The 22,839-nt window shown below is 73.4% G+C and carries 20 protein-coding genes and 2 pseudogenes; 15 read left to right on the top strand and 7 right to left on the bottom strand.

Features of this window, described 5'->3' with window-relative positions; genetic code table 11:
• Nucleotides 1–40: 40 nt before the first annotated feature.
• From FIV43_RS11820 to FIV43_RS11810, 3 genes are all read right to left on the bottom strand, one after another.
• Nucleotides 41–1,135: an amidase family protein gene (locus tag FIV43_RS11820; protein WP_231123958.1), complete on the bottom strand. Its 1,095-nt coding sequence runs from the start codon at nucleotides 1,133–1,135 to the stop codon at nucleotides 41–43.
• Nucleotides 1,136–1,223: 88 nt separating this feature from the next.
• Nucleotides 1,224–2,297, bottom strand: coding sequence for an acetamidase/formamidase family protein (locus FIV43_RS11815; RefSeq protein ID WP_141014295.1), 1,074 nt, complete (start codon nucleotides 2,295–2,297; stop codon nucleotides 1,224–1,226).
• 76 nt (nucleotides 2,298–2,373) lie between these two features.
• Nucleotides 2,374–3,414: a hypothetical protein gene (locus FIV43_RS11810; RefSeq protein WP_141014294.1), complete on the bottom strand. Its 1,041-nt coding sequence runs from the start codon at nucleotides 3,412–3,414 to the stop codon at nucleotides 2,374–2,376.
• 41 nt (nucleotides 3,415–3,455) lie between these two features.
• On the opposite strand from FIV43_RS11810, the gene FIV43_RS11805 reads away from it, so the two are divergent.
• From FIV43_RS11805 to FIV43_RS11775, 7 genes are all read left to right on the top strand, one after another.
• Nucleotides 3,456–3,752 (top strand): hypothetical protein, encoded by a 297-nt coding sequence (locus tag FIV43_RS11805; RefSeq protein WP_141014293.1) that lies wholly within the window; start codon nucleotides 3,456–3,458, stop codon nucleotides 3,750–3,752.
• 10 nt (nucleotides 3,753–3,762) lie between these two features.
• Nucleotides 3,763–4,695, top strand: coding sequence for an N-acetyl-1-D-myo-inositol-2-amino-2-deoxy-alpha-D-glucopyranoside deacetylase (mshB, locus tag FIV43_RS11800; RefSeq protein WP_141014292.1), 933 nt, complete (start codon nucleotides 3,763–3,765; stop codon nucleotides 4,693–4,695).
• A 14-nt stretch (nucleotides 4,696–4,709) separates the two neighbouring features.
• Complete coding sequence (locus tag FIV43_RS11795; protein ID WP_141014291.1) at nucleotides 4,710–5,297, top strand: hypothetical protein; 588 nt, start codon at nucleotides 4,710–4,712, stop codon at nucleotides 5,295–5,297.
• Nucleotides 5,252–6,928, top strand: coding sequence for a VanW family protein (locus FIV43_RS11790; protein ID WP_181407464.1), 1,677 nt, complete (start codon nucleotides 5,252–5,254; stop codon nucleotides 6,926–6,928). The genes FIV43_RS11795 and FIV43_RS11790 overlap by 46 nt, the downstream gene beginning before the upstream one ends.
• A gap of 46 nt (nucleotides 6,929–6,974) precedes the next feature.
• Nucleotides 6,975–7,826: an esterase/lipase family protein gene (locus FIV43_RS11785; RefSeq protein WP_141014289.1), complete on the top strand. Its 852-nt coding sequence runs from the start codon at nucleotides 6,975–6,977 to the stop codon at nucleotides 7,824–7,826.
• 102 nt (nucleotides 7,827–7,928) lie between these two features.
• Nucleotides 7,929–8,384, top strand: a complete 456-nt coding sequence (locus FIV43_RS11780; RefSeq protein ID WP_141014288.1) for a Zn-ribbon domain-containing OB-fold protein — start codon at nucleotides 7,929–7,931, stop codon at nucleotides 8,382–8,384.
• Entirely contained in the window at nucleotides 8,384–9,574 is a 1,191-nt protein-coding gene (locus FIV43_RS11775) for a lipid-transfer protein (protein WP_141014287.1), read from the top strand. Before FIV43_RS11780 ends, FIV43_RS11775 begins: the two co-directional genes overlap by 1 nt.
• Before the next feature lie 22 nt (nucleotides 9,575–9,596).
• On the opposite strand, the gene FIV43_RS11770 is transcribed toward FIV43_RS11775, so the two are convergent.
• Nucleotides 9,597–10,415, bottom strand: coding sequence for a DUF1206 domain-containing protein (locus FIV43_RS11770; RefSeq protein WP_141014286.1), 819 nt, complete (start codon nucleotides 10,413–10,415; stop codon nucleotides 9,597–9,599).
• 164 nt (nucleotides 10,416–10,579) lie between these two features.
• Between FIV43_RS11770 and FIV43_RS11765 the strand changes: the two genes are divergently transcribed.
• The 4 genes and pseudogenes from FIV43_RS11765 to FIV43_RS22385 form a co-directional block, all read left to right on the top strand.
• Complete coding sequence (locus tag FIV43_RS11765; protein ID WP_141014285.1) at nucleotides 10,580–12,040, top strand: cytochrome ubiquinol oxidase subunit I; 1,461 nt, start codon at nucleotides 10,580–10,582, stop codon at nucleotides 12,038–12,040.
• A 24-nt stretch (nucleotides 12,041–12,064) separates the two neighbouring features.
• Nucleotides 12,065–13,099 carry a cytochrome d ubiquinol oxidase subunit II gene (gene cydB, locus FIV43_RS11760; RefSeq protein ID WP_141014284.1) on the top strand — a complete coding sequence of 345 codons (1,035 nt, stop codon included), beginning with the start codon at nucleotides 12,065–12,067 and terminating at the stop codon, nucleotides 13,097–13,099.
• A 3-nt stretch (nucleotides 13,100–13,102) separates the two neighbouring features.
• Complete coding sequence (locus tag FIV43_RS22390) at nucleotides 13,103–14,287, top strand: ABC transporter transmembrane domain-containing protein (RefSeq protein ID WP_231123099.1); 1,185 nt, start codon at nucleotides 13,103–13,105, stop codon at nucleotides 14,285–14,287.
• A pseudogene (locus FIV43_RS22385) lies at nucleotides 14,188–14,577 on the top strand (ATP-binding cassette domain-containing protein); the annotation flags it as partial. The gene FIV43_RS22390 and the pseudogene FIV43_RS22385, both read left to right, overlap by 100 nt.
• Before the next feature lie 140 nt (nucleotides 14,578–14,717).
• On the opposite strand, the gene FIV43_RS22380 reads toward FIV43_RS22385, so the two are convergent.
• A complete protein-coding gene (locus tag FIV43_RS22380) occupies nucleotides 14,718–15,038 on the bottom strand; it encodes a hypothetical protein (protein WP_231123097.1) in 321 nt (106 codons plus the stop codon).
• Between FIV43_RS22380 and cydC the strand changes: the two are divergent.
• Both cydC and FIV43_RS11750 read left to right on the top strand, forming a co-directional pair.
• Nucleotides 14,941–16,362: pseudogene (gene cydC / locus FIV43_RS22375) on the top strand (thiol reductant ABC exporter subunit CydC); the annotation flags it as partial. The gene FIV43_RS22380 and the pseudogene cydC sit on opposite strands and share 98 nt — an antisense overlap.
• Nucleotides 16,363–16,504: 142 nt before the next feature.
• Nucleotides 16,505–17,152, top strand: a complete 648-nt coding sequence (locus tag FIV43_RS11750) for a response regulator (protein ID WP_141014283.1) — start codon at nucleotides 16,505–16,507, stop codon at nucleotides 17,150–17,152.
• A 21-nt stretch (nucleotides 17,153–17,173) separates the two neighbouring features.
• Here the strand turns inward: FIV43_RS11750 and FIV43_RS11745 are convergent, their stop codons facing one another.
• Together FIV43_RS11745 and FIV43_RS11740 are read right to left on the bottom strand one after the other, a co-directional pair.
• The gene (locus tag FIV43_RS11745) at nucleotides 17,174–18,775 is read right to left on the bottom strand and encodes a GAF domain-containing sensor histidine kinase (RefSeq protein ID WP_141014282.1); all 1,602 of its coding nucleotides are present in this window, start codon (nucleotides 18,773–18,775) and stop codon (nucleotides 17,174–17,176) included.
• 46 nt (nucleotides 18,776–18,821) lie between these two features.
• Complete coding sequence (locus tag FIV43_RS11740; RefSeq protein ID WP_141014281.1) at nucleotides 18,822–19,199, bottom strand: pyridoxamine 5'-phosphate oxidase family protein; 378 nt, start codon at nucleotides 19,197–19,199, stop codon at nucleotides 18,822–18,824.
• Nucleotides 19,200–19,328: 129 nt separating this feature from the next.
• Between FIV43_RS11740 and FIV43_RS11735 the strand changes: the two genes are divergently transcribed.
• Both FIV43_RS11735 and FIV43_RS11730 read left to right on the top strand, forming a co-directional pair.
• Complete coding sequence (locus FIV43_RS11735; protein WP_141014280.1) at nucleotides 19,329–20,780, top strand: MoxR family ATPase; 1,452 nt, start codon at nucleotides 19,329–19,331, stop codon at nucleotides 20,778–20,780.
• 4 nt (nucleotides 20,781–20,784) lie between these two features.
• Complete coding sequence (locus FIV43_RS11730) at nucleotides 20,785–22,821, top strand: vWA domain-containing protein (RefSeq protein ID WP_141014279.1); 2,037 nt, start codon at nucleotides 20,785–20,787, stop codon at nucleotides 22,819–22,821.
• Nucleotides 22,822–22,839: the final 18 nt, after the last annotated feature.

Genomic DNA, 22,839 nt, shown 5'->3' with positions numbered 1-22,839 from the left:
CCGGGTGTAACGGAGGACCGGAACTGCTGTTTCAAGGACATTAATCTCCGCAGCAGAGCTTTGTCGCCAGGTCGAGCAGTGCCCGGTCGTGTCCGGGGGCGGCGACCAGGCAGACACCGCAGGGCAGGCCGTCCGCGGTGCGCAGCGGGAGGGTGATCGCCGGCAGACCGCCGATGCCGGCGAGGCAGGTCAGGGTCAGCGTCGCCTCGCGGGTCGCCTGGAGCCGTGCGGCCAGGCCGGGGCCGAGGCGCGGGGGCACCGCCGGGGCGGCCGGGAGCGCCAGCACCTCGCCGCCGACCAGGTCGCGGATCTGCTCGCGCGCGTCCTGCAGCAGGGCCCGCGCGTGGTCGGCGTCCTCGGTGGTGATCGTGCGCGCCCGTTCGAACCGGGCCCGGACGTCCGGGCCCAGGATGTCGAGTCGCTGGCGCAGGCGCAGGCCGTGCTCCTGCCAGGCCTCCCACGCCTGCAGTACGACGAACGCCTCCCGCCAGTGCGGCAGGTCGGGCAGTCGCCGGTCCACCAGGTCGTGCTCGGCCGGCAGCCAGCCGGCGATCGCGGCGGCCACGTCCGGATCCGCCATCCCCACCAGCTCCGGTACGACGAACACCGACTCCCGCCCCAGCGCCGGCCGGTCCGCGTCCGCGGGCAGCAGCACGTCACCGACCCGCGCGAGCAGGTCGGGGTCCCGGGTCAGCCAGCCGACGGTGTCGAAGGTGGGCGCCAGCGGCACCAGGCCGTCGCGCGGCACCAGGTCGTGGGTGGTGCGGATGCCGAACAGCCCCTGGTAGGCGGCCGGGACCCGGATCGACCCGCCGGTGTCGGTGCCCAGCCCGATCGTCGCGGTCCCGTGGGCCACCGCGCTCGCCGAGCCGGAGGACGAGCCGCCGGGGATCCGGTCCGGCGCCGCCCGGTTCGGCGGAGTGCCGTAGTGGTGGTTGGTCCCGGCCAGTGAGTAGGCCAGCTCGTCGGTGTGGGCGATGCCCTGCACCGACGAGCCCGCCGCGACCAGCCGGGCCACCGCCCAGGCGTGCCGGGCGGCGGGGACCGCCTCGTCCAGCAGCTCCGGGTTGCCGGCGCCGACCGGGAAGCCGGCGACGTCGTAGAGGTCCTTGACGGCGGTGCTCTCGCCGAGCAGGCGGGCGTGCGGGCCCGGGGTCCGGGCGCGACCAGCGGCTCGCCCCAGGTGCGCCAGATCCGGGGGTCGGCGAGGCCGGTGGTGACGGTCATCGCGGCGCGGGCAGGTCGCTGGTCCGGATCCGCGCGTGCACGCCCTTGACCACGTCGACCACCTGCGAGATGTCGAAGTCGGTGGCGGCGCTGAGATACGCGTAGGCCAGGTGCGGTGCCATCCCGTAGCGCGCCCCGAGCAGCGCGATGGCGGCGCGCACACAGTTCTGCATCGCGACGTCGAGGTCGGGGTCGAGCCCGGTGGGCACCAGGTGCTCGGCGGTCTCGGCGAGCGGACCGGCCAGCTCGCCGAAGCGGCGTACCGCCTCCTCGCGGCCGACCACGTCGAGCCGGACGGTGGCCCGCAGCGGGGCCTCGAGCGCGGTGAGCGACACCTCGCCGCCGCCCTGGGCGAAGTGCGGATCGCCGACGTAGGCAAGGGCGCCGGCCACCTGCACCGGCAGGTAGAGGGTGGCGCCGACGGTCAGCAGGTTGATGTCGAGGTTGCCGCCGTGCGCGCCGGGCGGCACCGAGTGCGGCCGCTCCCGGGCGGCGGTCGCCACGCCCATCACGCCGAGGAACGGCGCGATCGGATAGCGCACCACCTGCTCGCCCCCCTCGACCAGCGGCAGGGTGGCGTGGCGGCCGTCCGCGGTGAGCCGGGAGAAGACCGAGACCGTGTGCTCGCCGGCCGGGTACTCGCCCGGCAGTGCGCCCTTGCCGTGCCGGTTCGAGATCACGCCGTAGGGGACCCGGGGCAGCGTCTCCAGCACCGTCATCGCGAGCAGGTCGCCGGGACGGGCGCCGCTCACGTGCACCGGCCGGGAGACCACGTGCGGGCCGTCGACGCCGAAGACGTGCGGCGTTGCCGAGGCGGCGAGTGCGACGGCGTCGTCGAGCACCTCCTCGGCCTCCACCCCGTGGCGGGCGAAGAAGGCGCGCGGGTCGCGACCCTGGTCCTCCAGGACGCCCTCGTGGCTGATCGTGTCGAAGGTGACCTCGGTCCCCGGGTCCACGGTCAGCACCGGCTCGTCGGCGGCGCTGGGGAGCCGGCCCCACAGCAGGTGGTCGGTCTCGGCGGTGAGGTAGTGCTTCGACCGGATCGGACCGGTCGCGGACTGCAGGATCACGCGGCGCAGCCTAGGAACGGGATGAGTCAGCCAGGTTTCGTCCCGGACACGGTTCAGGTCCCGCGGGAGGGGTGGGTCAGGCGCGGAACGAGCTCGGCCGCATCGAGAAGATCCACCGGCGCCGCGGGTGCTCGCTGACCGACCACAGCGACCCGGTCTCCGGCCACCAGACCAGGTCCTCGGGTCCGATCGGGGTGGCGAACCGGTGCTCGGTCAGGTCACCGGGCCGGCCGACGAAGACCGCGCCGGGCCGGCGGGCGCTGCGCGAGGAGGAGATGTAGTAGGTGCCGTCCACCACGGCGACCCCCTGCATCCGGTCCTCGCCGCGCTCGTCGACCTCGGGGACCGCCCGGCCCTGCTCGTCGCCGCTGGGCAGACCGGTCGCGGCGTCGATCGCGAGCCGCGCGATCCGCCGGGTCTGGCCGGGGGCGGCGTACTCGCCGACGAGCAGCGCCGGCTCCGGTCCGGAGCGGTCGAGGGTGAAGAAGGAGAACCGGAGCCGCTCCACGCCCTCGTCGCCGGCGCCCCGGTACGCGAACCGGACCGGCAGCACGTACCGGTGACCGAACGTCTCGAGCTCCGACCCGGCCGGCACCCGCAGCACGTCGTCGGTGCGGCAGGTGGCGAAGCCGCGGCCGGTGGCGGCCACGTGCAGGAAGTCACCGTGCCAGACGATCCCGCCCGCGTGCACCCGCAACGGCTCCAGCCCGGGGACGCCGTCGCGGAGGGTCGGCGTGACCAGCAGGACGTGCGCGTAGCGCTGCCGCACCAGGTCGACGACGCTGATCCGGGAGCCGGCGCCGGACCTGGCGTACCAGGAGGTCGCCAGCACGTCGTGGCCGTGGCGGTCGGCGAAGCCGGTCATCGCCGAGGTGGTGATGCCCTGCGGCCACCACTCGGGGTCGCGCCGGTCCGCGGCCTCCCAGGTGTAGGCGCGGTCGACCTTCAGGCCGAGCAGCCGCGGGTGCGGCGCCCGGGTGCGGCGCAGCTCGCAGGTGAGGTCGTCCATCACCGCGTCGACGCCGACCCGGCCCCCGCCGTCGGCGGCCAGGGCCGCGGCGAGCGCGTCGATCGCGGCGCCGTCCTCGGCGGTTCTCCTCAGGTGCAGGCCGACCACGGCGGTCACCGTAGCCGAGGGCCGTGCGCGATGATGGAGCCATGCGCGGGATCTTCTTCGACGAGGACGAGGCACGGATGGCGGCGCTCTCCCTGGTCCGCGGCGGGTTCGCCGCCGAGGTCGCCCGCGAGCGTCTCGCCGGGGAGGACGACGAGGAGGGCCACCCCTGGGCGGTCGTCACCGACGCCCCGCAGGTCGTCCTCGAGCTCCTCGTCGAGTCCTACGACGGCTGGCTGGACCTCGAGGAGCCGGACGCCACCCACGTCGAGCTGCCGCCCGCACCGATGCCGCTGCCCGAGCAGCCGAAGCGGATCAAGCGTCCCGGGGCGGGTCACTAGGCTGAGGCCCATGACTTCCACGCCGGGGCACCGGCTGCTCCTCGTGCACGCCCACCCCGACGACGAGTCCATCGGGCAGGGCGCCACGATGGCCAAGTACGTCGCCGAGGGGCGCGGCGTCACCCTGGTCACCTGCACCGCCGGGGAGATGGGCGAGATCCTGGTGCCCGAGCTGGTGCACCTCGCCGCCGACCGCGACGACAAGCTCGGCGAGCACCGGGCCGGGGAGATCGCCAACGCGATGGCCGCGCTCGGGGTCACCGACCACCGCTTCCTCGGCGGCCTCGGCACCTACCGCGACTCCGGGATGGCCTGGCACGCCGACGGGCACGCGGTCGGCGACCCGGAGGTCATCGCGAAGCACCCGAACGCCTTCTGGAACGCCGACCTGACCGAGGCCGCGTCGCACCTGGTCGCGGTGATCCGCGAGGTGCGGCCGCAGGTGCTGGTCACCTACGACGAGTTCGGCGGCTACGGCCACCCCGACCACATCCAGGCCCACCGGGTGGCGATGTACGCCGCGCAGCTGGCCGCCGCGCCGTCGTACCGGAGGGACCTGGGGGAGGCCTGGGAGATCGCGAAGATCTACTGGGGTGCCATCTCCGAGACCCGGATCCGCGACGGGCTGCGCAAGCTGCGCGAGGCCGGCGACACCACCAGCTTCGAGGGGATGGACCCCGACGGCGACCTGCCGCCGATGTTCCGGTCGGACGAGGACATCACCGCCGAGGTGGACGCCTGCGCCCACCTGGACGCCAAGATGGACGCGCTGCGCGCCTACCCCACCCAGATCACCACGGACGGCCCGTTCTTCGCGCTCTCCAACAACGTCGGCGCGGAGGCGTTCGGTCTCGAGCAGTTCACCCTGGTCAAGGGGGCCGCCGGGCCGACGGGCCCGAACGGCTGGGAGGACGACCTCTTCGCCGGCATCGCGCCGTCCTGAGGGCGGGCACGGACGTGGCCGGTCGGCTACTGGGGCGGGCGGTGATCGCCTGCCTGACCGCCCTCCTCGGCGTCGGGGTGGGCATCTGCACCGTCGGCGTGCACGCCACCGGCTGGGGCCTGGTGCTCGGCCTGGCCGCCACAGCGGCCACCCTGGTGGCCCTCGGTGGAGGCTGGTGGCGCCGGTTCGCCTTCGCGACCGGGTGGAGCGCGGCGGTCCTCGTGCTGTCGGCGTCGCGCACCGAGGGGGACTACCTGGTCGCCGGCGACCTGGTCGGCTACGGGCTGCTGATCGCGGTCCCGCTGGTCTTCGTGGGGGCCTGGTGGGGCTTCGGCACCGCCCCGACCCGGACCCGGTCGCCGGCGACCGTCGCGTTCACGATTCAGGGTCGGGGGCCCCGGTTTCCTAGGATGCCGGACGTGAGCTTCTGGCAGCAGGACGCAACCGAGTCCACGCGCGAACGACCCGGCGGTCGTCTCGTCGTCGTGCTCGTGGTCCTGCTCGTCCTGCTGCTGGCCGGCGCCTACGTCGGTGCCTACGCGCTCGCGGGGACAAGGTGCCCCGCGGCACCACGGTCTCCGGGGTGGAGATCGGCGCGATGACGCCGGACGAGGCGACCGAGGCGCTGCAGGACGAGTTCGAGCCGCGGGCCGAGGAGCCGATCGAGCTCTCCGTGGGCCGTGCCGACGGGGACCCCGACGACCGCACGGTGACGGTGGAGCCGGCCGACCTCGGCCTGGCCGTCGACTACGCGGCGACGGTCGACGAGGCGGGCGCGGAGCAGAGCTGGAGCCCGGCGCGCCAGTGGGACTACTTCACCGGCGGCGGCGAGGTCGACGCGGTGGTCGAGTACGACGAGGCCGCCCTCGACGACACGCTGACCGAGCTCTCCGACGGTCTCGGCACCCCGCCGGTCGACGGCGCGGTGCGGTTCACCCGCAGCGGCGTCGAGACCACCGACCCGGTCGCCGGGGAGGCGATCGACCCGGACGCCGCGCTGGACGCGATCGAGGCGGCGTTCCTGGGCGAGGAGGAGACCGCGGAGCTGACCGTGGTCGAGGCGGAGCCGGAGATCGACGACGCCGACCTCCAGGAAGGGCTCGACTCGTTCGCCAACCCGGCGATGAGCGCCGCGGTCACCCTGCGCTTCGGCAGGTCCGACGTCCGCCTGCAGCCCCGGCAGTACGGTCCGGCGCTCTCGATGGTGCCCGAGGACGGTGAGCTGGTCGGGCAGGTCGACCAGAAGAAGCTCGCCAAGCTGGTCCGTGGCGCCACCACCCGCGGGGAGCCGGTGGACGCGACGGTCGAGCTGGTCAACGGCAAGCCGAAGGTGGTCCCGGCGAAGCCGGGCGTCGAGTTCGACCCCGACGACGTGAGCGAGGTCTTCCTGGAGCTGGTCGCCGCTCCCGAGGGGCAGCGCTCGGGCAAGGTCGCCGCGACCGTGGTCGAGGCCGACTTCACCACGGCCGACGCCCGCGACCTCGGCGTGCGGCGCAAGGTCTCCTCGTTCACCACCTACTACCCGCACGCGGACTACCGCAACGTGAACATCGGGCGCGCCGCCGAGATCGTCGACGGCACCCTGCTCAAGCCGGGCGAGACCTTCTCCCTCAACGACACCGTGGGGGAGCGCACCGTCGAGAACGGGTTCACCAGCGGCTACATCATCTCCGACGGCATCCTCAAGCAGGACCTCGGCGGCGGCGTCTCGCAGATGGCGACGACGCTGTTCAACGCGATGTTCTTCGCCGGGCTGGAGGACGTCGAGCACAAGCCGCACTCGTTCTACATCGACCGCTACCCGGTCGGCCGCGAGGCGACGGTTGCCTGGCCGACGGTCGACCTGCGGTTCAAGAACGACACCGACCACGGCGTCCTGATCCACGCCAAGGTCACCCCGAGCACCTACTCCTCCCAGGGCGTCGTGCTGGTCGAGATGTACTCCACCAAGGTGTGGGACATCGAGTCGCGCCAGTCCGACCGCTACAACTACCGGTCCCCGGCGACCCGGACGCTCACCAGCCCGGACTGCGAGCCGCACACCGGGTGGTCCGGCTTCGACATCGACGTGACCCGGGTCTTCCGCGAGCCCGGTCAGGACGACGTCCACCACACCGAGAAGTTCCACACCGCCTACACCGCGTCCGACTCGGTGGTCTGCGAGCAGCCGAAGCCGGCCGGCGGCAACAACCGCAACAACCGCGGCGGCAACGGCGGCGCCGACAACGGCTGAGCACGACCACGCGTGACCGCGGTCATGCTCGGCCGTTGGGCAGGGCATGCGCCCCGTGATCGCCTGGCCGCTCGCCGTCCTCGCCTCGCTCGCCGTCCTGCTCTCCCTGGCCCCGGCGTCGCCGGCGGCGGCCGGTGAGACCGTCCTGCCCGAGCTGCCGACGGCCCCCGAGGGTGACGTCGCCGGCGTCAACGACTGGACGTGCGCCCCGACCGCCCGGCGCCCGACGCCGGTGGTGCTGGTGCACGGCACGTTCGGCGACCGGCGGCACCTGCTGGAGCCGTTGTCGGCCGCCCTGCTGGCGAAGGGCTTCTGCGTCTTCTCGCTCGACTACGGCAACCGGGGCACCGACGACGTGGTCGCCTCCGCCCGCCAGCTGAAGCGGTACGTCGCCCGCGTCCGCCGGGCAACCGGGGCCGCGAAGGTCTCCTTGGTCGGCCACTCCCAGGGCGGGATGATGCCGCGCTACTACCTGAAGTTCCTCGGCGGCACCCGGTACGTCGACGACCTGGTCGGCATCGCCCCGTCCAACCACGGCACCGCACTGCTCGCGCCGACCCAGGCGCTCACCGACCGGCTGATCGGCCTGATCTGCGTCTCCTGCCAGCAGCAGACGGCGGGCTCGGCGTTCCTGGAGCGGCTCAACGCCGGGGACGAGACGCCCGGGCGGGTCAGCTACACCCAGATCACCACGCGCTACGACGAGGTCGTCGTTCCGCACACCTCCGGCTATCTGAAGCCCGGCCCGCGGACCACCAACGTCACCATCCAGGACAAGTGCCCCGCGGCGTTCTCCGAGCACCTGCTGATCCCGACCGACCGGGTGACGATCGCCCTCACCCTCGGCGCGCTGACCCGACGCGGACCGGCGGCGAAGGCGTTCCGGCCGGCCTGCTGAGCGTGGTGCGGTCCGTGTCCGCTGGGCAGGACATCCGCCCACAGCGGCGCGGATTGGATCTACGGTGCAACGAGTTCTAGTCCGGGAGAGTCAGGGAGAGAGATGACCGCCACGCCCGCCGTCGACGGCTGGTTCACCACGGGGGAGGAGCCCACGCTCCTCGCGTCCCGCTGCACCGACTGCGCCAACCTGGTGTTTCCGCCGGTGTCCTCCGACGCCGCGAGCTTCTGCCGGAACCCGGCCTGCTCGGGGACCGAGAACGAGACCGTCCCGCTCTCCCGCCGGGGCGTGGTGTGGTCCTACACCGACGCCCAGTACCAGCCGCCGGCGCCGTTCGTCCCGGCCACCGATCCGTTCCAGCCCTTCGCGCTGGCCGCGGTCGAGCTGCCCGAGGGCCTCGTCGTCCTCGGCCAGGTCGCCGACGGCTTCGGCGTGGCCGACCTGAAGGTCGGCGACGAGGTCGAGGTGGTCGTGGAGACCCTGAACACCGACGAGACCGGCGAGCGCAGCATCTGGCGCTGGAAGCCGGTCTCGGACGAGCAGGCGGAGGTGGCCTGATGAGCAACGCGATCGCCGTGGCCGGCGCGGGCATGCACCCGTGGGGCAAGTGGGGCCGCAACTTCGTCGAGTACGGCGTGCACGCCGCCCGCGCGGCGTTGAGCGATGCCGGCGTGGCCTGGTCCGACGTCGACTTCGTGGTCGGCGGGGAGACCGTCCGCAACGGCTACGCGGGCTACGTCGCGGGCTCGACCTTCGCGCAGGCACTGGGCTGGAACGGCGCGCGGATCGCGACGTCGTACGCGGCCTGCGCGACGGGTGCGCAGGCCATCGACACCGCCCGCACCCGGATCCTGGCCGGGCTGAGCGACGTCGCGCTGGTGGTCGGGGCGGACACCACGCCCAAGGGCTTCCTGGCGCCGAACGCCGGTGAGCGGTGGAACGACCCGGACTGGCTGCGGTTCCGGCTGCTCGGGATGACCAACCCGGCGTACTTCGCGCTCTACGCGCGCCGCCGGATGGACCTCTACGGCGCGACCAGCGAGGACTTCGCCCAGGTGAAGGTGAAGAACGCGCGCCACGGCCTGGAGAACCCGAACGCGCGCTTCCGCAAGGAGTCGTCGGTCGAGGACGTCCTCGCCTCGCCGGTGGTCTCCGACCCGCTGCACCTGCTCGACATCTGCGCTACCTCCGACGGCGCGGCCGCGGTGGTGCTGACCAGCCTGGACTACGCCGAGAAGCACGGTCTGGTGGACCCGGTGCGGGTGGAGGCGGTCTCCACCGTCACCCCGACGTTCCCGAACACGGTGATCGACATGCCGTTGCTGTCCACCGACTGCTCGGCGGTCACCGGCGCGAACGACCTCACCTTCAAGGAGTCGATCGCCCGGGCCGCCTACGAGGAGGCCGGGATCGGGCCGACGGACGTGGACGTGGCGGAGGTCTACGACCTCTCCACCGCCCTCGAGCTGGACTGGATCGAGGATCTCGGGCTGTGCGGGCGCGGCGAGGCCGAGGCTCTGCTGCGCGCCGGCGAGACCACCATCGGTGGCCGGATCCCGATCAACCCCTCGGGTGGCCTGGCCTGCTTCGGCGAAGCGGTGCCCGCCCAGGCGATCGCGCAGGTCTGCGAGCTCACCTGGCAGCTGCGCGGGCAGGCGACGGGCCGTCAGGTGGAGGGGGCCAAGGTCGGCATCACCGCCAACCAGGGCCTCTTCGGGCACGGCTCGGCCGTGCTCCTGGCGCGCTGAGGCGAGCTGGAGCCCGGGCGCGCTACCGCGTGAAGTAGCGCGCCTGGGCCAGCGCGAAGAGACCGTAGGAGCCGATCCCGGCGGCGATCAGGCACAGCAGGGCCGGGCCGAACGGCTGGTCGAGCACCTCGCGCAGCGCCTGGTCCAGTCCGCCGGACTCCTTCGGCTGGTGCTGCACCGCCGCGTTGACGAAGAGCACCCCGACGATCCCGAAGGCGACACCCTTGGCGGTGTGGCCGACCCGGCCCAGGCCGACCGCGATCCGCCCCGCGGTGCGGGTGCCGGACGCGGAGAGGTCCTCGGGCACCTTGTCGGACCATCCCCGCCAGACCAGGTAGCCGCCGAACCCGATGATCGCGACGCCGACCGCCCCGACCATCAGCTGGCCGCCGGGGGCGTCCATCAGCTTCGCGGTCATCGAGTCGGTGCCGCCGCCACCACCCCCTCCGGAGCCGGACGCGATCTGCACCCCGGTGACGCCGAGGAACCCGTAGACCAGCGCCTTCCCCGCGGCCGCCACGCGGTGCCGGACGCGCTCCAGGCCGTCCTCGTCGCGGAAGCCGACAGCGGCCTCCAGCGCCTGCCAGAGCACGAGCAGGAACAGCCCGACGACGACGATCCACAGGATCAGCTTCCCGAAGGGCTGCTCGGCCAGCGCCTGCAACGCGCCGGTGGCGTCGGAGGAGCCGGAGCGGTCGCCGAACGCCAGCTGCACCGCCAGCACGCCGATCACCAGGTGGACGACGCCGTAGGCGACCAGCCCCGCCCGGGCGGCGCGATCGGTCCAGTCGCTGCGGTCTGCCTGCCGGCCGAGTCGCCCGGCCTCCTCGGAAACGCCCATCGATGCTCTCCCTCGTCCGGTGTGGTGGTGGCATCATCGCTGACGTTGATGCGTGGCGAAGAGTCCCGAGGGACTGCTGCAAGAGTCCCTGAGGGACCAAGGTCACACGACCACAGGTCCTGCGGACTTATGCACAAGCAGACTTTGAGAATAGATTCACAAAGGTGGATCCCTTGGACATCGCACGTTGGCAGTTCGCGATCACGACCGTCTACCACTTCCTCTTCGTCCCGATCACGATCGGGCTCTCGGCGATGGTGGCGGCCTACGAGACGGCATGGCTCCGCACGCGCAAGCAGGAGTACCTCCGCCTGACCAAGTTCTTCGGCAAGCTGTTCCTGATCAACTTCGCGATCGGCGTGGTGACCGGGATCGTGCAGGAGTTCCAGTTCGGGATGAACTGGAGCGACTACTCCCGCTTCGTCGGTGACGTCTTCGGGGCACCGCTGGCCATCGAGGGCCTGCTCGCCTTCTTCCTGGAGTCCACCTTCCTGGGCCTGTGGATCTTCGGGTGGGACCGGCTCCCCGGCAAGCTCCACGCCGCCTGCATGTGGATCGTCCACATCGGCACGCTGATGTCGGCGTACTTCATCCTGGCGGCCAACTCCTGGATGCAGCACCCGGTCGGCTACGCGTTCAACCCCGAGACCGGGCGCGCCGAGCTGACCGACATCGTCGCCGTGCTCACCAACAAGGTGCAGATGGTGACCTTCCCGCACACCCTCTTCGCCGCCTACATGACCGCCGGGGCGTTCGTGGTCGCGGTCGCCTTCTGGCAGCTGATCCGCAAGCGCGGTGCCGAGGCCCCGGCCACCCTCGACGAGGACGGCCCGATGTATCGCAAGGCGCTGCGCAGCGGTGCCTGGGTGGTGCTGATCGCCGGGCTGGGCGTCGCGGTCAGCGGCGACTTCCAGGGCAAGGTGATGACCGAGGTGCAGCCGATGAAGATGGCGGCCGCCGAGGCGCTCTACGAGACCGAGCAGCCGGCCTCGTTCTCCTGGCTGACCGTCGGTACGCCGGACGGCAGCGAGGAGAAGTGGGCGATCACCTCGCCGCACCTGCTCTCCTTCCTGGCCACCGGCACCTGGGACGGCGAGGTCGAGGGGATCAACGACCTGCGCGAGCAGTACATGGAGACCTACGGGCAGGATCCCGGGGCCACCTACTACTCGCCGGGTGACTACACCCCCTACATCCCGCTGACCTACTGGACGTTCCGCTGGATGATCGGCCTCGGCGTCGCCGGAGCCCTCGGTGCGGCGGCGATCCTCTGGGTGACCCGCAAGGGCCGGACCCCGAAGGGCAGGTTCTGGCTGCCGGTGGCGGTCGCGCTCCCGCTGATGCCGCTCTTCGCCAACTCGATGGGCTGGATCTTCACCGAGACCGGGCGCCAGCCGTGGGCGGTGTTCGGCCTGATGACCACCGAGCACGCCGTCTCGCCGGGCACCACGACCGCCGAGGTGCTCACCTCGCTGATCGTCTTCACCCTGCTCTACGGCGCCCTCGCGGTCGTCGAGCTGAAGCTGCTGTTCACCTACATCCGCAAGGGCGCGGAGCCGTTCGCCGAACCCGAACGACGCGACGACGACAGTGATCCCGACCGGCCGCTGGCCTTCGCCTACTGAGCCGACGGAACGGAGAAAATCACCATGGAACTCACCACTGTCTGGTTCATCGTCATCGCCTTCTTCTGGATCGGCTACTTCTGCCTGGAGGGCTTCGACTTCGGCGTCGGCATGCTGCTGCCGGTGCTCGGCGGCAAGAGCTCGGAAGCGCCCGAGCGCCGGGTCATGATCAACACCATCGGCCCGATCTGGGACGGCAACGAGGTCTGGCTGCTGGTCGCCGGCGGCGCGACCTTCGCGGCCTTCCCGGAGTGGTACGCCACGCTCTTCAGCGGCTTCTACCTGCCGCTGCTGCTCATCCTGGTGGCCCTGATCGTGCGCGGCCTGGCCTTCGAGTACCGCGCCAAGCGCGACGACCCGACCTGGCGCAAGCGCTGGGACATCGCGATCTTCTTCGGCTCCGTGGTCCCTGCGTTCCTGTGGGGCGTGGCCTTCGCCAACATCGTGCACGGCGTGAAGATCGACGCGGACCTGGAGTACGTCGGCGGCTTCTGGGAGCTGCTGAACCCCTACGCGCTGCTCGGCGGACTGACCACGCTCAGCCTCTTCCTGGTGCACGGCGCGCTGTTCGTGGGCCTCAAGACCGACGGACCGATCCGGCTCGAGGCGCGACGCCTGGCGTTGCGCCTGGGTGCGGTGGCCGCGGTGCTGGCCGTCGCGTTCCTGGTCTGGACCCAGGTGGACAGCGGCAGCGCCGGATCGGCGGTGCTCTTCGTGCTGGCCGCCCTGGCGCTGGTGGGCGGACTGCTCGCCGCGGCGCAGGGCAGGGAGGGCTGGGGCTTCCTGGGCACCTTCCTGGCGATCGGGATGGCCGTCGCGGGCCTCTTCGTGGCGCTCTTCCCGGACGTGATGCCGACGACGCTGGCCGACGGCACCTCGCTGACCACCACCAACGCCGCGGCGACCGCCTACACGCTGAAGATCATGACCTGGGTCGCGGTGGTCTTCACGCCGCTGGTGCTGCTGTACCAGGGCTGGACCTACTGGGTCTTCCGCAAGCGGATCGCGGTGCACCACATCCCGCAGGCCACCCTGGCCGCCGGCCCGGCCGACGGCTGAGGCGTGGCCGACAGCACGAGGTCGTCCAGCGGCGCCGTGCGTCCCACCGACCCGCGGGTGCTGCGCCAGCTGCGCAGCGCCCGCGGGGCGCTGGTCGCGCTGCTCGGGTCGGCGGTGGTCTCCGGGGTCCTGGTCATCGTCCAGGCCTGGGTGATCACCGGCCTGATCGTCGCTGCCCTCGACGACGCGACCGCGACCGGGACCGTCGGCGGCTGGGCGCTGGCGGTGGTGGCGCTGCTGGCCCTGCGGGCCGGTGCCGGAGCACTGACCGACACCGCTGCGGCCCGTGCGGCCGCCGCCGTCTCCGGTGACCTGCGCCGCCGCGGCGGGTCGGCGCTGGCCAGGCTGCGCGCGCACGGCGCCGACGTCGGCAGCACCGGTGCCGCCGCGACCCTGCTCGGCCGCGGCGTGGCCGCCGCCGAGCCCTACCTCACCCGCTACCTCCCGGCGCTGGTGCTGGCCGGGGTGGTGCCGGCCCTCACCGTGGTCGCGATCGCCACCCAGGACCTGCTCAGCGCGTTGATCGTGGTGCTCACCCTGCCGCTGGTCCCGGTCTTCGCGGCCCTGGTCGGACTGGCCACCCGGGACCGTGCCGCAGCGCAGTGGCGCGCGATGGAGTCGCTGTCGGGGCACTTCGTGGACGTCGTACGGGGTCTGCCGACGCTGGTCGGCTTCCGCCGCGCCCGCGCCCAGTCGCCCAGGATCGGCGCCCTGACCGACCGCTACCGGGTGGCCTCGCTGGGCACCTTGCGCACCGCCTTCGCCTCCTCGGCGGTGCTCGAGCTGGTCGCCACGCTGTCGGTGGCGCTGGTCGCCGTCACCGTCGGCGTCCGGCTCGCCGGTGGCGGGTTGGAACTCTCCACGGCTCTGGTGGTGCTGCTGCTCGCCCCGGAGGCCTACTGGCCGCTGCGCCGGGTCGGCGCCGAGTTCCACGCCAGCGCCGAGGGTGCCGAGACGTTCGCGGCGATCGGCGACCTGGAGGAGCGGGCGGCAGCGGTGACCGGCACCGGCGGTGCCGTCGGGGATCGGGGGATCCCACCGCCCCGCTGGCGGTCGACGGGGTGTCCGTGCTGCGCCCGGGACGGTCCGTGGCCGCGCTCGACGGCGTGCACGCGGTGGTGCCGGCCCGCGGGCTCACCGCCCTGGTGGGTCCGTCGGGGTGCGGCAAGTCGACCCTGCTCACCGTGATCGCCGGACTGCTCGAGCCGACCGGCGGACGGCTGCTGCGCGACGGCACCCCCGTCGGCGGCGAGGCCTGGCGCCGCGACATCGCCCTCCTCCCGCAGCGACCGGTCTTCCTCCCGGGCAGCATCGGCGCGAACCTGCGGGTGGCGGAGCCCGACGCGACGGACGAGCGGCTCTGGCAGGTGCTGGGGAGGGTCGCCCTCGCCGACCGGATCCGGGCGCTGCCCGCCGGCCTGGACGCACCCCTGGGGGAGGACGGTGCCGACCTGTCCGCGGGGGAGCGCGCCCGGCTGGCGCTGGCCCGGATCGTGCTCGCCGACCGCCCGTGGGTGCTGCTCGACGAGCCCACCGCGCACCTGGACGAGGAGACCTCCGCGGTGATCGCCGAGGTGGTCACCGGGCTGGCCGAGGACCGTGCGGTGGTCGTCGTGGCTCACCGGCCCGAGCTGGTCGACCGTGCCGACCACGTCCTGGAGCTGAGCCCGCACGCGCCCCTGCCGGCCGGTGCGGCCGGTGCCGCCGCTCCGGTTCCGGTGGCGGCGCCGGAGCGGGCGCGCACCGCGCAGGACCCGGACGAGCCGGACAGCACCGATCCGCGCCGCGGCCTGTGGGGCGCGACCGTGCTGGGCGGGCTGGCCTCGGTCTGCGGCGTCGCGCTGACCGCGACCGCCGGCTGGCTGATCGTGCAGGCGTCCACCCACCCGCCGGTGCTCACCCTGCTGGTCGCCGTGGTCAGCGTCCGCGCGTTCGGCATCGGCCGGCCGGTCCTGCGCTACGTCGAGCGGCTCTGGTCCCACGACGCCGCGCTGCGGCTGCTGGCCCGCCGCCGGGTGGAGATGTACGACGCCCTCGTGCCGCTCACCCCCGGCGCGCTCGGCCGACGCCGCGGCGACCTGCTGGCCGGGGTGGTCGACGACGTCGACGTGGTGGTGGACGAGGAGATCCGGGTGCGGATCCCGGTCCGCGGCTACCTGATCACGGTGGCCGTCGCGATCGCCTTCGCCGGGTGGGTGCTGCCCGCGGCGGCCGTCGTGGTGGCGGTGGGGGCCACGGTCCCGCCCGCGGCCGCCTACCTGCTGGCCCGGGCGGCCTCGGCCCGCGCCGAGCGGGACGCGGTCGCCGCGCGCGCCCGCGTCTCCGAGGCCGGGGTGACCCTGCTGGAGACGGCGAGCGAGCTGGAGATGTGGCAGCGCACCGACCTCGGTGTGCGCGCCGTCGCCCGGGCCGGGGACGCCTGGGCGGCTGCGGTCCGGTCGGCGACGCGCGGCCTGGCGGTGGGCCGGGCGCTGGTGCTGCTCGGCACCGGCGCCGCGGTGGCCGGCGTCGCGTTGATCGCCGGCGACGCCCACGCCGAGGGCACGCTGAGCGGACCCCTGGTCGGGTTGCTGGTGCTGCTGCCGTTGGCTCTGGGCGAGGTGGCCGCCGGGCTGCCCGAGGCCGGTGCGCTGGCCGCCCGCTGCGCCGCCGCCCGGGAGCGGCTGGCCGCGATCGAGCAGACCCCACCGCGGGTCACCGAGCCCGCCGAGCCGTCGCCGGCGCCGGACGGCAGCCGGCTCGACCTCGAGGACGTCGCCGTCGGGTGGGGGGAGCGACCGGCCGTGGTCGGCCTGGACCTCACCCTGGCGCCGGGCGAGCGGGTCGCCCTGGTCGGTCGCTCCGGGTCGGGGAAGAGCACGGTTGCCGCGGCGGCGATGCGCTACCTGCTGCCGGAGCAGGGCACGCTCAGGCTCGGCGGGGTCGACCTGGTACGGCTGCCGGGGGACGTCGTACGGGAGCGGGTGGGGCTGGTCGACGACGATCCGCACGTCTTCGCCAGCACCGTGGTCGAGAACGTCCGCCTGGCACGACCTTCCGCCACCGACGAGGAGGTCGCCGGCGCGCTGCGCTCGGCCCGGCTCGGCGACTGGTTGGACGCCCTCCCCGAGAGCCTGCACACCTGGGTCGGCGACGGTCATGCCGACGTCTCCGGCGGGGAGCGGGCACGACTGGCCATCGCCCGGTGCCTGTTGGCCGAGCAGCCGGTGCTGGTGCTCGACGAGCCGGTGGCCCACCTCGACCACGCCACCGCCGAGCAGATCGCGGCCGAGGTGCTCACCGGGCCGGCGGAGCGCGCCGTGCTGTGGATCACCCACGACCCGGTCGGGCTCGACCGGGTGGACCGGGTGGTGGACCTCGGCCCCGGCGCGGGGCCCTGGCCGGCGCCGGTGAGAGGGTGGGGAGATGAGCACGCCGATCACGGTCTTCCTGCTCGACGACCACGAGGTGGTCCGCCAGGGACTCCGGTTCCTGCTCGAGGCGGGCGGCGACATCGAGGTGGTGGGGGAGGCCGGCACCGCGGCCGAGGCACGCGCCCGGATCCCGGCGCTGCGGCCGGACGTGGCGGTGCTCGACGGTCGGCTCCCGGACGGCTCGGGCGTGGAGGTCTGCCGCGCGGTGCGCGCGGTCGATCCGGGGATCCAGGCGCTCATCCTGACCTCCTACGACGACGACGAGGCGCTCTTCGCCGCGATCATGGCCGGCGCCGCGGGCTACGTGCTCAAGGAGATCAAGGGCAACGACCTGGTGAACGCGATCCGCCAGGTCGCCGCCGGTCATTCCCTGATCGACCCGGCGCTGACCGCCCGGGTGCTCGACCGGGTGCGCAACCCGACGAGCCGCGCCCCCGAGCTCGCCGCCCTGACCGAGCAGGAGCTGACCCTGCTCGGCCTGATCGCCGAGGGCCTGACCAACCGGCAGATCGGGGAGCGGATGTTCCTGGCGGAGAAGACCGTCAAGAACTACGTCTCGGTGCTGCTGGCCAAGCTCGGGCTGGAGCGGCGCACCCAGGCCGCGGTGCTCGCCACCAGGCTGCTCGGCCCCGGCCACTGAGGCCGGGCGGGCGGCACCACCTCACCGCAGCGGCACCCACCAGCGCAGCACGGTGCCGCCGCCGTCGGCCGGGCCGACGGTGCAGGCACCGGCCAGCGCGTCGGCCCGTCTGCGGGCATTGGCCAGCCCGCTCTCGCACCGGGGTCCCGGGGGGAGCCCGACCCCGTCGTCCGTCACCTGCGCCACCAGCCGGTCGGCATCCACGTCGACCGAGACCCGCACCCGGGTCGCCCCGGCGTGCCGGGCCACGTTGGTCAGCGCCTCGCGCAACACCGCGAGCACCGGCTCGGCGAGGTCGTCCTCGACCAGGGTGTCGACCGGCCCGCTCACGGTGAGCTCGGGCACCAGGCCCAGGGTCGGCTCGAGCTCGCGCACCAGCGCCCGGACGGCCGCCTGCAGGGACTGTGCGGGCGGGCGCCGCAGCTCGAAGATGGTGCCGCGGATGTCGCGGATGGTCTGGTCCAGGGCATCGACCGCCTGCTCCAGCTGGGCCGCCACCTGCGTCGGCGCGGCGATCGCGGTGCCCTGCAGCTGCAGTCCGGTCGCGAAGAGCCGTTGGATCACCAGGTCGTGCAGGTCGCGCGCGATCCGCTCCCGGTCCGAGAGCACGGCCAGCTCGGCGCGGTCGGCGAGCGCGCGCAGCCGGTCCAGGGTCAGGGCGGCGTGGTCGGCGAAGGAGAGCAGCAGGTCGCGCCACTCGTGGTCGCCCGGCTCGATCTGCGGGTCGATCACCACGAGCGTGCCGCCGTCGGCCAGGTGCGGTCGCAGCGCCAGCTGCACCACGAGGTGTCCCTGCACCTCGTGCTCGACCAGCTCGGTCCCGTCCGCATCCGGCACCGGTGGTACGACGCCCAGCAGGCGCTCCACCCACGCGCGGTCGGCCTCGGGGGCGGCCACGGTGGGGACGGCCGCCGTCGGTGCCGGTGCGGGTGCGCCCGCCGGGGCGGGGCGGAGCGCGGCGGCCCGGGCGCGTGCGCCGGCCTGCGCGGCGGCGGCGATCTCCTGCACGGCGGCGCTCGTCGTACCGTCCGGGTCGACCACCGCGGTGACCCGGGCCGATGCCTCCAGCCAGCGGCGGCGCTGCTCGCTGCGTCCGTAGGCGTGCGCGTGCTCGATCACGAAACCGGCGACGTCGGCCAGGGCGGTCACCAGGGTCTCGTCGTCGGCGTCGAACGCCCGGCCGCCGGCCTTCTCGGTCAGGTAGAGGTTGCCGAAGACGGACCCGCGGACCCGCACCGGCACTCCGAGGAAGCTGGTCATCGGCGGATGGCCGGGCGGGAACCCGACCGAGTCCGGGTGCCGGGAGAGGTCGGGCAGCCGGAGGGCGGTCGGGTGCCGGATCAGGTGGCCGAGGATCCCGCGACCACGCGGCAGCTCGCCGATCCGGGCGGCCTCCTCGGGGGTCAGGCCGGTGGTGACGAACTCGATCAGCCCCTCCTCGGGCCGGGGCGCGTCGAGGACCCCGAGCGCGCCGTACCTGGCGCCGGTGAGCTCGGCCGCGGAGCGGATGATCCGCTCCAGCACCGAGGGCAGGTCGAGATCCGCCGAGATCGCCAGGATCGCGTCCAGCAGTGCGCCGGTGGAGGCCGGCAGTGGCGCCGGTCGGCTCGGGTCGGTGGGCACGGGTGTCAGTGTGCGTCACCGGGTCGCACGCCGACGAGCCTCCCGGTCAGCTCACACTCCTCGAGCAGGAGCCGCAGGAAGAGGGGCGGGAGCCGCCGGCCCACGGCTGCAGGCCCAGGGACCGGATCCGGGCGACGGCGGAGGCGTCGGTGACCGGGTGCGCTCGCCCGCGGACCACCACGCTCCACCCGGAGCGGGTGGTCTCGTCCACGTCGTCGACCTCCAGCGCCACCATCGCGTCCCGGCCGTAGGTGCCGAGCACCGAGTAGGGCGTGGTGGCGAAGGCGAGCGAGGTCCCGTCGACCAGGTGGGTGACCGGGATCTGGTGCGGGCCGGACGGCGTGGTGACCGCGACCCGGGCATGGGCCCGCAGGCCGAGACGACGGGCGCACTCGTCCCGGTCCAGCTCGACGGTGCCGGTCATGGTCTCCTCCTCCGGCGGCGACACCGGGGTCGCCGGCCTGCGCTCCCCATCGTCGTCGCACCCGTGGCCGACCTCCAGGGACCTTGGTCACCACCGCCAGGGGCTGGCGTCGCGCAGTAGCGTGGAGTGGTGACCTCTCCGCACACCGTCGCACCTGCCGCGCCCGCCCCACCCGACCTGGCCACCCTCGGCCAGCTCCGCGCCTCCGGCCACGTCCTCAAGCCGTTGCGCGCCGAGCTGCGCGACAACCTGCTCGCCAAGCTCGCCGCGGGCGAGGACCCGTGGCCGGGCCTGCACGGCTTCGAGGACACCGTCGTCCCACAGCTGGAACGGGCGTTGATCGCCGGCCACGACGTGGTGCTGCTCGGCGAGCGCGGGCAGGGCAAGACCCGGCTGCTGCGCACCCTGGTCGGGCTGATGGACGAGTGGACCCCGGTGATCTCCGGCTCCGAGCTCGGCGAGCACCCCTACGAGCCGATCACGGTGCAGTCCAAGGCCGCCGTCGCCGAGCACGGCGAGGACCTGCGCGTCTCCTGGGTGCACCGCTCCGAGCGGTACGCCGAGAAGCTGGCCACCCCCGACACCAGCGTCGCCGACCTGATCGGCGACGTCGACCCGATGAAGGTCGCCGAGGGACGCTCCCTCGGCGACCCGGAGACCATCCACTTCGGGCTGATCCCGCGGTCGCACCGCGGCATCGTGGCGATCAACGAGCTGCCCGACCTCGCCGAGCGGATCCAGGTCGCGATGCTCAACGTGATGGAGGAGCGCGACATCCAGATCCGCGGCTACGTCCTGCGGCTGCCGCTGGACGTGCTCGTGGTGGCCAGCGCCAACCCCGAGGACTACACCAACCGCGGCCGGATCATCACCCCGCTCAAGGACCGATTCGGGGCGGAGATCCGGACCCACTACCCGACCGAGCTCGAGGCCGAGGTCGCCGTGGTGCGCCAGGAGGCGGACCTCCTCGACGGGCTGGTCGAGGTGCCGGACTTCCTGGTCGAGATCCTGGCCCGGTTCACCCGCAACCTGCGGGAGTCCTCCTCGGTCGACCAGCGCTCGGGTGTCTCCGCCCGGTTCGCGATCGCCGGGGCGGAGACCATCGCCGCGGCCGCGCTGCGCCGGGCGACCCTGCACCGGGAGGAGCACGCGGTGGCCCGGGTGGTCGACCTGGAGACCGCGGTCGACGTGCTGGGCGGCAAGATCGAGTTCGAGACCGGCGAGGAGGGCAGGGAGGCGGAGATCCTGACCCACCTGCTGCGCACCGCGGTCGCCGAGACCGTGCGCGGCACCTTCCGGGGCCTGGACTTCGCGCTGCTGGTGGAGGCGATCGAGGAGGGCGCGACCGTGGTGACCGGGGAGCACGTGACCGGGCACGACGTGCTGGCCGGTCTGCCGGTCCTCGGCGAGTCCGAGCTCTACGACGAGATCTGCGAGCGGGTGCTGGGGCCCGGCGGTGGCGAGAACGACGGCCAGCGCGCGGCGGCGATCGAGCTCGCCCTCGAGGGACTCTTCCTGGCCCGCAAGATCGGCAAGGACACCCAGTCCGGCGAGCGCGGCACCGAGACGGTCTACGGGTGAGCTGATGGCGGACCTGACCCGCTTCAAGCGGTACGACGGGGGCGACCCCCTCGCGCCGCCGGTCGACATCGCCGAGGCGCTCGACGCGATCGGCGAGGACGTGATGGCCGGCTACAGCCCGGAGCGGGCGATGCAGGAGTTCCTGCGTCGTGGCGGCCAGGACCAGGCAGGTCTGGACGACCTCGCCCGCCGGGTCGCCGAGCGGCGCCGGGAGCTGCTCGCCCAGCACAACCTCGACGGCACCCTCAACGAGGTCAAGGAGCTGCTCGACCGCGCGGTGCTCGCCGAGCGCCAGCAGCTCGCCCGCGACCCGATGATGGACGAGGGGGACCGTGCGTTCCGGGAGATGCGGATGCAGAACCTCCCGGACTCCCCGGCGGCGGCCGTCACCGAGCTGGGTGACTACGACTGGACCTCCGCGGAGGCCCGGGAGGCCTTCGAGCAGATCAAGGACCTGCTCGGACGGGAGATGCTCGACCAGCGCTTCGCGGGGATGAAGAACGCCCTGGAGAACGCCACCGACGGCGACCGGGCCGCGATCAACGCGATGCTCTCCGACCTCAACGACCTGCTGGAGAAGCGGGCCGCGGGCACTGACACCCCCGAGGACTTCGCGGAGTTCATGGCCAAGCACGGCCAGCACTTCCCCGAGGACCCCCGCGACCTGGACGAGTTGTTGGACACCCTCGCCGAGCGCTCCGCGGCCGCTCAGCGGATGCTCAACTCGATGAGCCCCGAGCAGCGCCAGGAGCTGATGGAGCTCTCCGCGCAGGCGTTCGGCTCGCCGGCGCTGATGGAGCAGCTCGACCGGCTCGACCAGAACCTGATGGGCCTGCGGCCCGGCGAGGACTGGAACGGTTCCCAGCAGTTCGGCGACGGCGACCAGGGACTCGGGCTGGGTGACGGCACCGGAGTGCTGCAGGACCTCGCCGACCTGGACGCGCTCGCCGACCAGCTCTCCCAGTCCTACGGCGGCGCTCGGCTCGACGACGTCGACCTGGACAAGCTGGCCCGACAGCTGGGCGACCAGGCCTCCGTCGACGCCCGCAAGCTGCAGGAGCTGGAGCGGGCGCTGCGGCAGTCCGGGGCGATGGAACGGGGCTTCGACGGCGAGCTGCGGCTGACCCCCAAGGCGATGCGCCAGCTCGGCAAGGCGCTGCTGCGCGACGTCGCCGAGCGGATGTCGGGCCGTCAGGGCCAGCGCGACCTGCGCCGCGCCGGCGCCGCCGGTGACCTCTCCGGCGCCACCCGGTCCTGGGAGTTCGGCGACACCGAGCCGTGGGACATCCCGCGCACCATGGTGAACGGGATGATCCGCCGTGCCGGCGACCCGACGGGCCCGCGGCTGTCGGTGGAGGACATCGAGGTCGCCGAGACCGAGGCGCGCACCCAGGCGGCGGTGGCGCTCTGCGTGGACACCAGCTTCTCGATGGCGATGGACGGTCGCTGGGTGCCGATGAAGCAGACGGCCCTGGCGCTGCACACCCTGATCGGCAGCCGGTTCCGGGGCGACGACCTGGAGCTGATCGGCTTCGGCCGTCATGCGGAGACGATGCGGATCGAGCAGCTGACCGCGCTGGACGCCCGGTGGGCCAAGGGCACGAACCTGCACCATGCGCTCCTCCTCGCCAACCGTCACTTCCGCAAGCACCCCAACGCCCAGCCGGTGCTGCTGATCGTCACCGACGGCGAGCCGACCTCGCACCTGGAGCCGGACGGCCAGGTCTACTTCGACTACCCGCCGCACCCGATGACGATCGCGCTGGCGGTCCGCGAGCTCGACAACGCGCGGCGGCTCGGGGCACAGACCACCTTCTTCCGTCTCGGCGAGGATCCGGGGCTGGCCCGGTTCATCGAGCAGATGGCGCGCCGGGTCGACGGATCGGTGATCGCGCCGGAGGCCGACGACCTCGGCGCCGCCGTGGTCGGCTCCTACCTCGGCTCCCGGGGACGCGGCCGCCCGGGTGGCTCCGGAGGTGCCGGAGGCGGCCCCGGCAGCTACGGCGACTGGTTCGGCGGACGGGGTTTCTGGGTGGGCTGACCCCGCCTGTGGAGGGGG

This window comes from Nocardioides sambongensis (assembly GCF_006494815.1).
Taxonomy (GTDB): domain Bacteria; phylum Actinomycetota; class Actinomycetes; order Propionibacteriales; family Nocardioidaceae; genus Nocardioides; species Nocardioides sambongensis.
Note: the sequence above shows the minus strand (reverse complement) of the source record. Positions and strands in the feature narration are given on the sequence as shown.

Excerpts from the sequence above, each read along its gene's own strand:
- FIV43_RS11805 (WP_141014293.1), top strand. The coding sequence starts at position 3,456 with ATGCGCGGGATCTTCTTCGACGAGGACGAGGCACGGATGGCGGCGCTC.
- mshB (WP_141014292.1), top strand. The coding sequence starts at position 3,763 with ATGACTTCCACGCCGGGGCACCGGCTGCTCCTCGTGCACGCCCACCCC.
- FIV43_RS11785 (WP_141014289.1), top strand. The coding sequence starts at position 6,975 with ATGCGCCCCGTGATCGCCTGGCCGCTCGCCGTCCTCGCCTCGCTCGCC.
- FIV43_RS11780 (WP_141014288.1), top strand. The coding sequence starts at position 7,929 with ATGACCGCCACGCCCGCCGTCGACGGCTGGTTCACCACGGGGGAGGAG.
- FIV43_RS11775 (WP_141014287.1), top strand. The coding sequence starts at position 8,384 with ATGAGCAACGCGATCGCCGTGGCCGGCGCGGGCATGCACCCGTGGGGC.
- FIV43_RS11770 (WP_141014286.1), bottom strand. The coding sequence starts at position 10,415 with ATGGGCGTTTCCGAGGAGGCCGGGCGACTCGGCCGGCAGGCAGACCGC.
- cydB (WP_141014284.1), top strand. The coding sequence starts at position 12,065 with ATGGAACTCACCACTGTCTGGTTCATCGTCATCGCCTTCTTCTGGATC.
- FIV43_RS22380 (WP_231123097.1), bottom strand. The coding sequence starts at position 15,038 with ATGCCGAACGCGCGGACGCTGACCACGGCGACCAGCAGGGTGAGCACC.
- FIV43_RS11750 (WP_141014283.1), top strand. The coding sequence starts at position 16,505 with ATGAGCACGCCGATCACGGTCTTCCTGCTCGACGACCACGAGGTGGTC.
- FIV43_RS11740 (WP_141014281.1), bottom strand. The coding sequence starts at position 19,199 with ATGACCGGCACCGTCGAGCTGGACCGGGACGAGTGCGCCCGTCGTCTC.
- FIV43_RS11730 (WP_141014279.1), top strand. The coding sequence starts at position 20,785 with ATGGCGGACCTGACCCGCTTCAAGCGGTACGACGGGGGCGACCCCCTC.